10 protein-coding genes are annotated in these 13,324 nt (G+C 44.5%); 1 reads left to right on the forward strand and 9 read right to left on the reverse strand.

The window, feature by feature from the left end; genetic code table 11:
- Positions 1-80: 80 nt before the first annotated feature.
- On the forward strand, positions 81-2,609 hold the full coding sequence (ponA, locus tag B9T38_RS13040; protein ID WP_086197209.1) for a penicillin-binding protein PBP1a: 2,529 nt from the start codon (positions 81-83) through the stop codon (positions 2,607-2,609).
- 13 nt (positions 2,610-2,622) lie between these two features.
- On the opposite strand, the gene B9T38_RS13045 is transcribed toward ponA, so the two are convergent.
- The 9 genes from B9T38_RS13045 to B9T38_RS13085 all read right to left on the reverse strand — a co-directional run bounded on the left by B9T38_RS13045 (position 2,623) and on the right by B9T38_RS13085 (position 13,198).
- Positions 2,623-3,684 carry an RNA-guided endonuclease InsQ/TnpB family protein gene (locus B9T38_RS13045; protein ID WP_086197210.1) on the reverse strand — a complete coding sequence of 354 codons (1,062 nt, stop codon included), beginning with the start codon at positions 3,682-3,684 and terminating at the stop codon, positions 2,623-2,625.
- 156 nt (positions 3,685-3,840) lie between these two features.
- Positions 3,841-4,644 (reverse strand): putative RNA methyltransferase, encoded by an 804-nt coding sequence (locus B9T38_RS13050; RefSeq protein ID WP_086197211.1) that lies wholly within the window; start codon positions 4,642-4,644, stop codon positions 3,841-3,843.
- 81 nt (positions 4,645-4,725) lie between these two features.
- Complete coding sequence (gene mraY / locus B9T38_RS13055; RefSeq protein ID WP_086197212.1) at positions 4,726-5,844, reverse strand: phospho-N-acetylmuramoyl-pentapeptide-transferase; 1,119 nt, start codon at positions 5,842-5,844, stop codon at positions 4,726-4,728.
- Positions 5,845-7,254: a UDP-N-acetylmuramoyl-tripeptide--D-alanyl-D-alanine ligase gene (locus B9T38_RS13060; RefSeq protein WP_086197213.1), complete on the reverse strand. Its 1,410-nt coding sequence runs from the start codon at positions 7,252-7,254 to the stop codon at positions 5,845-5,847.
- Positions 7,255-7,263: 9 nt separating this feature from the next.
- Positions 7,264-8,760 carry a UDP-N-acetylmuramoyl-L-alanyl-D-glutamate--2,6-diaminopimelate ligase gene (locus B9T38_RS13065; protein WP_086197214.1) on the reverse strand — a complete coding sequence of 499 codons (1,497 nt, stop codon included), beginning with the start codon at positions 8,758-8,760 and terminating at the stop codon, positions 7,264-7,266.
- A gap of 10 nt (positions 8,761-8,770) precedes the next feature.
- Entirely contained in the window at positions 8,771-10,597 is a 1,827-nt protein-coding gene (gene ftsI / locus B9T38_RS13070; RefSeq protein WP_086197215.1) for a penicillin-binding protein PBP3, read from the reverse strand.
- 14 nt (positions 10,598-10,611) lie between these two features.
- Positions 10,612-10,944, reverse strand: a complete 333-nt coding sequence (gene ftsL / locus B9T38_RS13075; protein ID WP_086197216.1) for a cell division protein FtsL — start codon at positions 10,942-10,944, stop codon at positions 10,612-10,614.
- A complete protein-coding gene (gene rsmH / locus B9T38_RS13080) occupies positions 10,944-11,867 on the reverse strand; it encodes a 16S rRNA (cytosine(1402)-N(4))-methyltransferase RsmH (RefSeq protein ID WP_086197217.1) in 924 nt (307 codons plus the stop codon). Before rsmH ends, ftsL begins: the two co-directional genes overlap by 1 nt.
- Before the next feature lie 311 nt (positions 11,868-12,178).
- The gene (locus B9T38_RS13085; RefSeq protein WP_086197258.1) at positions 12,179-13,198 is read right to left on the reverse strand and encodes a sulfate ABC transporter substrate-binding protein; all 1,020 of its coding nucleotides are present in this window, start codon (positions 13,196-13,198) and stop codon (positions 12,179-12,181) included.
- Positions 13,199-13,324 lie beyond the last annotated feature (126 nt).

The following is a 13,324-nucleotide window of genomic DNA, read 5'->3' on the forward strand; positions in this document are numbered from 1 at the left end:
TCATCTAACAATCTGTATGTGTAAAGGCTATACTGACCGCCAATTAGTTTGCCATTAGCTCTTATTAAAACTTACTTGTTATGAAAAAGCTATCTTGTTCGGGCCATGTTCATCCATTTTTTTTGATCATAATTATAGTCTTGGTCTCAATTCCGATGGGATTTTATGGTATGTATCTCTATATTGCCCCATCCCTGCCTAAAATGACCACCTTAAAAAAGGCGCCATTATTAAAACCTTTACAAGTATATAGTGCAGATAATGAGCTGATTGCCGAGTATGGCGGAAAGTTATCTGTCCCGGTGGAATACAAACAGATTCCCAAACCTTTTATCTCTGCTTTTCTTGCTGCAGAAGATTCATCGTTTTTTGAACATAGCGGCATCAGTTTTAAAGGTTTAGGTCGTGCGGTGAGTGAAACCATCACCGGTTCCAATGTGCAAACTGGTGGTTCCACCATTACCATGCAAGTGGCAAAAAACTATTATTTAACCCCTGAACGTACATTAAAACGCAAACTGACTGAAATTTTTCTGGCACGCAAAATTGAACAGAACCTGACCAAAGAAGAAATTCTTACCTTATACGTAAATAAAATCTTCTTGGGTAAAAATGCCTACGGGATTGCTGCGGCTGCAAAAATTTACTACAACAAAAATCTGGATCAGCTCAGTATTGCTCAAATGGCCATGATTGCCGGCCTACCCAAAGCACCCTCAAAATACAATCCTGTCGTCAATCCTACCCGCGCCTTGGAACGCCGCAACTGGATTCTGGGTCGTATGCTGCAGTTGGGTTATATCAATCAAACTCAGTATAAACAGGCCATTGCTGAACCGGTTAACCTCGATATGCCAGAACGTGGCATCAATAACAAATATCCCTATGTCGGTGAAATGGTCCGTTCAGAATTGGTGGAAAAGTTTGGTGAACAAGCAATTGATTCTGGCTATAAAGTTTATACCACGATCAATAGCCAACGTCAGGCCTTCGCAGAACAGTCTGTACAGGAAGGTCTCGAAGCCTATGACCGCCGACACGGCTGGAGAGGTGCCGAGGCACATGACAAACCACTGAGCGATTTCATCCCTTATGCAAATACCTATCCTGCCAAGGTGGTTAAAGTCGAGAAAAACTCTTTTGAAGCTTTGATGCAAGATGGCTCTACCGTGACTGTGCCCTGGTCAGGCATGTCTTGGGCTGCTCCCTATCGAAATGCCAATAGCATTGGTCCTGCTCCGCGTACAGCTGCACAAATCGTGAAAATAAACGATATTATCCGCTTACGCCCGAATGACAATAAAACCTCTTGGGCACTGGTACAGATTCCTAAAGCACAAGGCCAGCTGATTGCATTAAACCCGAACAATGGTGCAATTGAAGCAATTGTTGGTGGATACAATTTTTATCAGTCCAAATTCAACCGTGCCTTACAGGGCTGGCGTCAACCAGGTTCGACCATTAAACCCTTTGTTTATGCATTGGCACTTGAACGTGGCATGACCCCCTATAGCATGGTCAATGACAGTCCGATCACCATTGGCAAATGGTCACCAAAAAATTCCGATGGTCGTTATCTTGGCATGATTCCATTACGTCGTGCCTTGTATTTATCGCGAAATACGGTATCGGTTCGCCTGCTGCAAACGGTGGGCATCGAGCGTACCCGACAATTACTGATGGATTTTGGTTTGCATGAAAATCAGATCCCGCGAAATTACACGATTGCCTTAGGTACACCACAAGTTCTTCCTATTCAAATGGCCACAGGCTATGCCACTTTCGCAAATGGCGGTTACCGCATTCAGCCACATTTTATTGACCGTATTGAAGACGCGTATGGCAAAGTGATTTATCAAAGCAATCCGGAATATGCTTGTATTTCCTGCATCAATCAAAATGATGAAGAAACTGCATCCGCAGAACCTGTGACCCCTGATGATGAAGTGATTAATGTCACCAATCAGACGCTGCCAGAAGAAAAACAGCTGGCCCAACTTGAGCTGGATGAAACGAAGAGCCAGTACCGTCAGGCACAGCGTATCTTGAAATCAAGCTCGGCATATGACATGGCCAATATTCTGCGTGATGTGATTCAGCATGGTACCGGACGTGCCGCACTCAGAATTGGCCGTGATGATATTGGCGGTAAAACAGGAACCACCAATGATGCCAAAGATGCCTGGTTTGCAGGGTTTAATGGTAAACTGGTGACTGTAGCATGGGTTGGTTTTGACCAACCAAGTACACTAGGTCGTCGTGAATACGGTGGTGTTGCTGCCTTGCCAATCTGGACCAACTTTATGGGCAATGCCTTAAAAGGTACACCAACAGCTTGGGTACATTTTGACAAAAATGCCAAAGCACCAGCCAATCGTAACCAGACAATTACTATAGGTGAACCCGTCCAGACAGATCGCTCCTCTCCACCTTTGGCTCGTCCGTTGTACCGTCCGGCACCTGCTGCCCCAGTGCGGGCACCGGAAAGCGACTTTGACGACTTGCCGGAAGAAGAAATTCTCGTTCCAGATAATGCAAATCCTCCAGATATGCAAAAACAAAACAGCAAACCAGATGCTCTGGATAATCTGATTGATGTATTTCATTGACATCTTCCCCTAGCTAAAGTAAGGGGATTCCTACTGCTAGACGCTTATGCCCAAGCGCAAGAATGTTTAGGGCGGAATTTAAATCCCGATCGTGGTGTGTACCGCACACCATACAATCCCATTCTCTTATTCGCAAATCTGCTCTACCTTTCGGGCTGCTGTGAGATATTTCACCACAACTCGAACAAATTTGGGTGGTATAGGCTTCGTTGACTTCTTCAAACAATACCCCTGCGTTCTCGCATTTATACTTGAGCATTATTTTAAGTGCTGAAAATCCTGTATCTAAAACAAACTTTGCCATCTTAGTTTTTACAAGTTTATTCGCACTTAGATTACCTACAACAATCAGTGCATTTTCCCTTACAAGCATAGTGCTTGCTTTGTGCAAATGATCTTTACGACTATTTGCAATCTTGGCGTGTAACGCACGTACACGTTTTTTATTCTTTGCTCGTTGAGCAATTCCTAATTTATGCTCATATTGACGATAGAATTTAGGATTCGAAATTATCGTACCATCGGAACACGTTGCGATAGCCTTTAAACCAAGATCAATGCCAATTGCTTTGGTTGCTGTCGGCTTGACTTGCTTAGGTGAATTCACCACTAGACATACATACCAACGCCCACGGCTATCCTCAATGAATGAACCTGTCTTAATGCTGTATTGGCTTAAACCGTAACTATCCCACACCTTGAACTGATGCTTGCCGTATTGTACATAGCCATCAGCATACTTGATGGCAACTTTCTTGAGGGGTATCCATCCAAGCGATCTTCTTGCTGATTTCTTGTTGCTCACACGCCATTTCAGTTTTGTTTTTTTAAACTGTTTCCTTCGTATGACCAATTCTTCAGTAATAGCCTGAATAGTTTGGCTATGAAGCCCACATTCTTTTGATGTGCCTTTAGTGTACTTGGCAATATCGTAAGCAGTTAGAAATTCACCTTTTCTTTTAAGGTGCTTGAAACTTAAATCATTCACATAATTCCAGACAAAATTCACTTCGGATGCCAATTGGTCTAGCACCTCGCAATGTTTGTCCTTGATACGCAATTTAAGTGTCTTCATGTGCTTATATTAATATTTTGATGGTCTTAAAAAAACCATCAAACAAACTTGAACGACACTTCATGTCGTGTCGCTTATATACTCGGACTACCCCCGAGATTTTACACTCCAATGGATAAAAAAACTCCCTCATTTGAGGGAGTTTTTTTATGCGGCTTATTTCTTTTTAAATAAATAAATCTGAAATTGGGCCTTTAACTCAAACTGATCTTTCTGCTCTAACACCTGACGTCGCTCTGGCTTGGCTTTATAGGCATAAGGCGTCATCGCAATCAGATGCTTTAAATCCGCTTGTGACAAGGTAAGGGGGGCATCGACCACACTTTCCTCCACCAGCTCAAAAGCATCTTGCAACTGAGTGACAAACTTATGCGGCTCATGCGGATTCACTTCTGCAAAAAGTGCCTCACGCATGGCATATAAATGCTCTTTCGCCGGGGTCACCACCATCAAATAGGCATGCGGTTTCAGTACCCTTAATATTTCCGGTTTCGGAATCGGACTGAATAAACTGGTACATAAATCAATTGAAGCATCCAGTATCGGCACAGTAGCTCCGGTTCCCACCACCCAGGTCACATTTTTATTGAGCTTGGCTGCAACCTGAACCGCATTTTTAGCAATATCCACACCGACACATTGCAGTACTTCCGCCTGCATGGCACTGGTGTAATAACCTTCACCACAACCAATATCCAGCAGATTTTCAATGCGTAATTCACGAATTTTTTCAACCACTGCCTGCTGTAAAGGCGCATAAAAACCGGCACTTAAAAATGCACGACGCGCCTGTACCGACTCAGGTGTATCACCCGGATTCTTACTGTGCTTATGCTGTACTACATGCAGGTTCACATAGCCTTGTTTGGCCACGTCATAACTGTGATTATTCACACAGTGCCATGTTTTTCCAGTCAGTTTCAATACTCCATGACAGACAGGACACATCAGCAGATTCATATTTTTCTCCAATGCCTGAAATCAGGCGATAAAAAAGCTGGCAGATGTGGGAGCAAATGCCAGCTTTTTTCGAATATTTGCTTAACGCAATTTTAAGGTCATTAAGCCTAAAACTACCAGCATAATCGTAATAATCCAGAAACGAATTACCACCTGGGTTTCACGCCAGCCTTTTTTCTCATAATGATGATGTAGTGGCGCCATCAGGAAGACACGTTTGTTACGCATACGCAGTGAACCAATTTGCAGGAACACCGAAATGGCTTCTACTACAAAGACCCCGCCCATAATTGCAAACACGATTTCCTGACGAACCATGACTGCAATCGTACCCAGCATTGCACCTAAGGATAAAGCTCCGACATCACCCATAAATACTTGTGCAGGATGTGCGTTATACCAAAGAAAGGCCAAACCGGCACCAATCATGGCTGCACAGATCACCACCAGTTCAGAAGAATATTTTACATAAGGGATATGCAGATAATTGGCAAAGCGGACATCTCCGGCCAGATAGGCAAATACCCCCAAACCGGCAGCAACCAGAACAATCGGCATAATCGCCAGACCATCCAGACCATCTGTCAGGTTCACCGCATTGGATGCACCGTTAATTACCAAATAGGTAAAGATAATGAAACCAATCCCTAAAGGAATAACAGATAATGGAATGGTCAGATTTTTAAAGAAAGGAATCAACAGATCCAGCATATTGCTGGTATGCACAGGATTAGCCTGCTGGGTCGCAATCACATACAGGGCAATACCGGCACCCAAAGAAGCCACTGAAGTCCAGAAGAATTTTTTTCGTGCAGGCAGACCGGCATTGTCTTTATAACGTACCTTGATCCAGTCATCTGCCCAGCCGACAGCACCAAAAATCACCATCACGCCCAGTACAATCCAGACATAAGGATTAGATAAATCTGCCCATAACAGGGTTGAAATACCAATCGACAGCAGGACCAGAATCCCGCCCATGGTTGGGGTTCCCATTTTTTTGGCATGATTTTCAGGAGCAAAAGAACTTACCGCCTGCCCGTATTTTAAAGCCTGGAGCTTACGGATCATCACCGGACCCAAAACCAGTCCAATGGTCAATGCGGTTAAGACACTGAGCAAAGCACGTAAAGTTAAATAACGAACCACCTGAAACGTGCTGTCAAAGCCCGCCAAATGTTCAAATAGCCATAACAGCATTTAGAGTTTCTCCATCAAATCAGCCATCAATGTTTCCATGTGGGTATAACGAGAACCTTTGAACAGGAAACTCATGGATTGAGGTTGATGCGTTTCAATTAAACTAAGTAAGAAAGGAAGGGCTTGTGCCTGGGTCAAGAAGGCCTGCAGTTTTTTGCCATACTGGGTACTGCGTGCCCCTTCCTGGGTAGCCGGAGCAAATTCACCCACGGCAACCACGAAGTGAACTCCCGGTACCGAAACCAGGTCACGCCCCAGCATATAGTGTTGCTGTGCTGCACTTACACCTAATTCACCAATATCACCAATCACCATTACTTTGACGCCTTCCTGTTGCGCCAGCACTTCGGCTGCAGCGCGCATGGACGTCGGGTTGGCATTGTAGGTATCATCAATAAACAGATGTTTTGCGGTGTGAATAAAGTTCAAACGGCCTTTCGCACCTTTAGCCTGCTCCAAACCGGTCACAATATCATCCAGCGCAACACCAATCGCCAAGGCAAAAGCAGCTGCGGCAGTAGCATTCTGCACATTGTGCTCACCAGCAAATGGCAGATTGATCTGACGCACACCTTGCGGGGTATTTAACGTAAAGCGGGAAGATTGTGCTTGCAACTCGATGTCTGTTGCAAAAACATCATCATGCTGCCCGAAACTCAACACCTTCTCAGTTTGCACCGCTTGGCGAATCATATCGGTAAAATCATCTGCCGCAGGAACAATTGAGGTGCCTGCTTTATCAATATGACGATAAATTTCCGATTTTGCCCGACAGATACCATCGCGTCCGCCAAACTCACCTAAATGTGCAGTACCAATATTGATAATCCCGGCGACATGCGGTTGCACCAGATTTGAGGTGTAATCAATTTCACCCTGATGGCTGGCACCTAATTCCATCACGGCATACTGATGCTCAGCACGTAGCTCAAGCAGCATCATCGGTACGCCCAAATCGTTATTCAGATTGCCGCGGGTAATAAGGGTCGGTGCCAGACGTGACAAGATACTGCCGAGCATTTCCTTAGTAGTGGTTTTACCACTACTGCCAGTTAGGGCAATCACTTTCAATTGTGAATTTTGCGCACGGCGATAAGCCCCTAGATATCCCAATGCCAGACGGGTATCGGCAACCACAAGCTGACAGATATCAGCATCCACCGGATGGCTAACAATTGCGATTTCACAGCCCTTAGCCACCACTTGGGCAACAAAATCATGCGCATCAAAACGTTCGCCTTGCAAAGCAAGAAAAGCATCGCCTTTTTCCGCAAAGCGTGAATCGGTCAAAATCCGTTTGATTGCGCCTTGAGGCACTTTCTCATTCAACCAGTAACCCTGGGTGGCTTCAGCAAGCTGTACGGCTGTCCACGGTTCTAAAGGTACTGTACTGGTAGTTGATGTATGCATGATGGTTTCCTATTGCGCAGGATAAGCTGAATCTGGTGAGTGATGCTGTGCATCAATGGCCGCCTGCACTTCAACCACATCATCGAACCAATGACGTACGCCATCAATTTCCTGATAGTTTTCATGCCCCTTACCGGCAATGACCACAATATCAGCTGCCTGGGCCTGTTTCACTGCAAATTTGATCGCTTCACGGCGGTCATGAATTTCATGTACTGGATGCTTTGAAAAATCAATACCTGCTTTCATGTCGGCAAAAATCTGTTCCGGGTCTTCGGTGCGCGGATTATCTGAAGTGATCAGCACGACATTGGCATGGTCCAGGGCAGCTTGTGTCATTAGCGGACGCTTGCCACGGTCACGATCGCCACCACAGCCAAAGACTGCCCATAAATTTTTCGCTACATGGCGTTTTAAGGTGGTCAGCACCTGGATCAGGGCATCCGGCGTATGGGCATAATCCACCACAAACAGGCGCTCACCATCACGAATGACCTGCATACGACCCGGCGCACCTTTCAGTTGTGCTGCAACTGCAATCAAATCGGTCAGCTTAAAGCCAGCCTGCTGTGCAGTAATCAGACTCGCCACCAGATTTTCTACGTTAAAATGACCCAGCAATGGGCTATTGACTTCAAATTCACCATCCGCAGTGATCAGTTTAAAGCAGGCACCGTTTAAACTATATTGAATATTTTCAACCCGATAGTCAGCTGTCTGAGTGGTCGAGTAAGTAAGGATTTTCGGTTGAGCAGGATTTGATTGGGCAGCGTCAATCATGACCTGTGCATGTTCATCATCAATGTTGATAATGGCTACTTTCAAAGTCAAAAATTTAAATAATCGCGACTTGGCTTCAGCATAAGCTTGAAGCGTTCCGTGATAATCCAGATGATCGCGACTCAAGTTACTATATGCCGCAATTTCGATATCGCAGCCATTTAAACGCCCCTGTTCCAGACCATGCGAGCTGGCTTCAATCGCTGCAAATTCAGCACCGGCCTGCGCATATTCATGTAAGGCATTTTGCAGCTGCAAGGCATCCAGCGTAGTATGCGTAGAGGCTTCCAGATTCGGTAAAATACCGTTACCAGTGGTTCCCATCACGGCGCATTTCTTGCCTTGCAACATCAGCAGTTCAGCAATTAAACGCGAGATGGTGGTTTTACCGTTGGTTCCTGTCACTGCAATAATGCGCGCGGCATTTACAGCTTGGGTCACTTGTAAATACTGTTTTTGCCACTGTCCCATCAAATGACGGACATTCGCTACCACTATACTATTTTCCAGACCTAAATCTGTTTCGCTGACCACAGCCAGAGCCCCCCTTGCCAAAGCCGATTGGGCAAACTGCAAGGTTTTTTCAGGCTGAGAAAAACTAGTCAGGGCAATAAAAATTTGCCCTGCGTCAACTTTACGACTATCTAAACTAAAGCCAGTGAATGGCTTGCTCATCCATCCAGCGGTTTTCTCAGTATGGTAGATATCTTGAAATGTAATCGACATTTATCACCTGTTACTGGATTTTGGGAGTATCTAAAGGTTTATCTAAAGGCACATTCATCAAACGTAAGGATTCCTGCATCACACGTGCAAATACCGGTGCTGCCACCAAACCGCCGTAATATTGTCCTTTCGGGTTTTCCACCACAATGACCATCGCCAAACGCGGATCACTGACCGGCGCCATACCGGCAAACAGCGCACGATATTCACTATCTGAATACCCCTTACGGTCCGCACGCAATTTATGCGCAGTACCGGTCTTACCCGCCACACGATAACCTGGAATATTCGCCTGTTGTGCTGTACCACCCGGCAAGGTCACAGCTTCCATCATCAACAGCACCTGATCGGCAATTTTTGCATCAATAATCTGTTCGCCTTTCGGTGGCTGTTCTAATTTATATAAGCTTAAAGGGACTTTGACTCCTTTATTGGCAATCATGGCATAAGCATCGGCAATTTGCAGTACCGTCGCATTCAGGCCATAGCCATAGGCCATAGTACCCACTTCAGAGACATTCCATTTGCTTGGCGGCAAAATCAGACCTGCACTTTCACCCGGGAATTTCACCGCAGAACGCTGTCCCAGACCTACGCGTTTATAGAAAGTCGGTAAGGTTGCATAAGGCAGTGACAAGGCAATTTTTGCCACACCCACGTTGGAAGATTTCTGGATAATACCGCCCAGGGTCAGTGCGCCATAGTTATGCGTATCACGGATGGTATGGTTACCAATACGCATACTGCCCGGCGAAGTATTGACGACAGAGTTCGCGGTATATTTGCCACTTTCCAGCGCCATCGCTACGGTGAGCGGTTTCATGGTAGAACCCGGCTCAAACGAGTCCACGGCACCGCGGTTACGCATGGCATCTTTATTAGCCAGACTCTTTTTGTCATTGGGATTATATGAAGGCCAGCTGGTCATGGCCAGAATTTCACCAGTTTTGACATCTACCGCAATCGCGGTTGCAGAGCGGGCATTATTGGCCACACCGGCAGCAGTCAACTCACGGTACATAATATATTGCAGCCGTGAATCGATACTTAGGGTGATATTTTCCCCAGCTTCGACTTCCTTGATAATTTCAGGGTCTTTAAAACGGTTGCCTTTTTTATCACGCACAATCTGCTGTTCGCCATCATGACCAGACAAAGCCTTATTCAGCTGCATCTCCAGACCTTCAATCCCCACGCCTTCACTATTAGTTAAACCAATAATCTGGGCATTGGGCTGTGGCTGCGGATAGTAACGTTTATAGTTTTTCTCAGTATAAACCCCCTGGAACTCACGCTTGGCAATCAGTTCTGCCTGCTGGGGTGGAATTTCTTTTTGCAGCACCAGATAACGTGAACGAGGTTTGTCGTTCATTTTCTTTTTCAGCTCGGCACGGTCGATGCCCACTGCATCGGCAAGCTCATCCAGATTAAGATTTTTATCAGGTAACTGGCGTTTCAGTTTGCGATTATTGGGATCTTTGGCCAGTTCAGCAGTAATCTCGTCAAACTGTTTTTTGGTTTCAAAATAGTCACGCGGATCAATCACCACCTTCATTACTGGCGTACTGATGGCCAGAGGTACACCATGACGGTCATAGATGACACCACGCATCGCCTTGATTTTTTCAGTTCTTAAAATATTGGCATTGGCCTTGTTTTGCAAAAAGTCCTTATTGATCACCTGCACATAAAATGCACGACTCACCAGAGCTAAAAAGCAGAATAAAACCACGCTCCACATCAAATAAAAACGCCACATGTCTACACTGAGGGCATTTTTCTCACTAATCGGCTGCTGCTTTTTGCGTGTTGCCTGTGTTGTTCTTTTGTCCACCATAATTACAGCTAGCCCTATTTTTTATCTTCTGAAGTCATTGGTAAAGCAATTACAACCGTCTGTGCTGCAGGAGGCGAATACATACGCAATTGCGTTACCGCACGCGTGCCAATCTGTGCCGTCGCACCAAAAGTTTGTTGTTCAATCAGCAAACGGCCCCACTCTGCATTTAGATCATCCCTTTCCCGCATAAAAGAACTGAGTTCGCGGTAGTCATGACGATATTCAAACACTTGAAATACCACCATGATTGCACTGACAAAGACCAACAGCAGCAAAATGATATAACTGATGAATTTTTTCATCGGTTTTTTGTCGGTTTTCTTTTCAACAACTTCAGTTTTCATTATTCGCCTTTTGAAGCTAAGCGCTCTGCAACTCTAAGCCATGCACTACGAGAACGAGGGTTGGCCTTCACCTCTTCTTCACTGGCACGGACTCGGGAAATTTTCTTTAAACGACGGGTATCTTCCCGTTTTTGTGGTAAACCCCAACTGGTGTCTTCCGCTAAAGTCGATTCTTTTTGAATAAATTGTTTAATTAAACGGTCTTCCAGGGAATGGAAACTGATCACAGCCAAACGTCCCTCGGGTTTTAAAACTTCCACAGCCTGTGGCAAGAATGCTTCAATATCATCTAATTCTTTATTAATGGCAATACGGATAGCCTGAAAAGTTCGGGTTGCCGCATGTTTATTTTTTTCCCATTTCGGATGAGCAACCTTTACGATCTCTGCCAGTTGAGCCGTGGTTTCAATATAACCGGCAGCTTTAATAGCTTTGGCAATACGGCGACTATAACGTTCTTCACCATACTGGAAAATGATATTTGCCAGGGCTTCTTCTTCAATATCCACCAGCCACTCGGCCGCCGTTGGACCTTGCGAATTATCCATACGCATATCCAGTGGCCCATCTTTCATAAAACTAAAGCCACGTTCCGCCTGATCGAGTTGTGGAGATGACACGCCTAAATCTGCCATCACTCCATCCACCTGGTCGATACCCAATGCTTCCAGCTCCTGCTTTAAATCGGCAAAGCTGGCATGAATAATCTTGAAACGTGAATCTTCCAGTTCCAAAAGTGCCGCTGTTTGCAAAGCTTGCGGATCTTTATCAAAAGCATAAACACGTGCATTTTCATCTAACTTAGACAGCAATAAACGGGTATGACCGCCGCGACCGAAAGTCCCATCGACATAAATTCCTGTATTGCGATCTGCCAACAAGGCATCAACAGTTTCGTGAAGTAATACAGAAATATGCGACATAAGGGTTCAATCAATACTAGGAAAAATGTAACTGCACATTATTACCTTGTTTTAACAAAGCTCCAAACGACTTTTTGTAGGGAAATATTACTTTTCATAGAGAAAACCGTTTTTGGGGATATTGAAGCAAATTTTGTTGTAAATGCATATTATTTAAAAAACCCGATTCTTCTCTTTATTGTTTGTTAAAATCTGCCAAACTTTGCTGAACCAATAAAAATAGAGAACTATTACTCATCTTTTTTAAATTTATGCTTCATTCAAAATAAAAAAGCCAATCACAAAGGATTGGCTTTTTAGATCACGCAGAATTAACGTTTGCTATTATAAATCTGGTCAAAAATCGCACCATTCACAAAATGGGTCTGTTGTGCTTTAGCCCAACCACCAAATACCTCATCAATGGTAAAGGTTTTTAGTTTCGGGAATTGCTCAGAATATTTAGCCAACACTTCAGGATTACGCGGACGGTAGTAATATTTTGCTGCCATTTCCTGACCCAATGGTGAGTACAAGTAATTGATATAACCTTTGGCTAACCACTTATTGCCATCTTTCTCTACATTTTTATCTACGATTGCAACTGATGGTTCAGTTAAAATAGACATGGATGGATAGACAATTTCAAACTTGTTTTTGCCCAAAGTTTTTTGCGTCACCAGGGCTTCATTCTCCCAGGTCAATAACACATCGCCAATACCACGTTCCGCAAAAGTCGTCATTGAAGCACGTGCAGCCGAGTCCATCACTTTAACGTTGTGGTACATTTTACCGACGAAGTCTTTGGCTTTGGCCTCATTACCCCCCGGTTGTTTCAGCGCATACCCCCAAGCCGACAAGTATACCCAGCGTGGTAAACCGCCTGTTTTCGGGTTCGGAGTAATAATCTGTACGCCTGGTTTGGTTAAGTCAGACCAGTCTTTAATATGCTTTGGATTACCTTTACGCACCATAAACACGATGGTGGAAGTATAAGGCGCAGAGTTATGCGGAAACTCTTTTTGCCAACCCCGTTGAATCTGGCCAGACTTGACGATTTCTTCAATATCATTGGCAAGAGCCAGAGTCACCACATCACCTTTTAGTCCATCCACAACGGAACGTGCCTGTTTACCTGAACCACCATGCGACTGTTTAAAATTGACAGTACGGCCGGTACGTTCTTTCCAGTAAGCACCAAAAGACTTGTTAAATTCTTCATAAAATTCACGCGTTGCATCATAAGATACATTTAAAAATTCACGTTCTGCCGCCTGAGCAGAAGTTGGAGTAAAAGTCATACCAGTAGCAAGCAATACTGCACTGAATAAGGCTTTAAATTGAGTTTTCATGGCATACAGATCAATTATCTTCATTAATGCTAACTATATGAAATAAAGTCATAATCTGCAATTCATCAAACTTAGGCATAACCGATCAAGATAAAAGGTTTTTCTACTTAATCTACTGTTTTAGAT

It is taken from the genome of Acinetobacter sp. ANC 4218, assembly GCF_002135245.1.
GTDB lineage: Bacteria > Pseudomonadota > Gammaproteobacteria > Pseudomonadales > Moraxellaceae > Acinetobacter.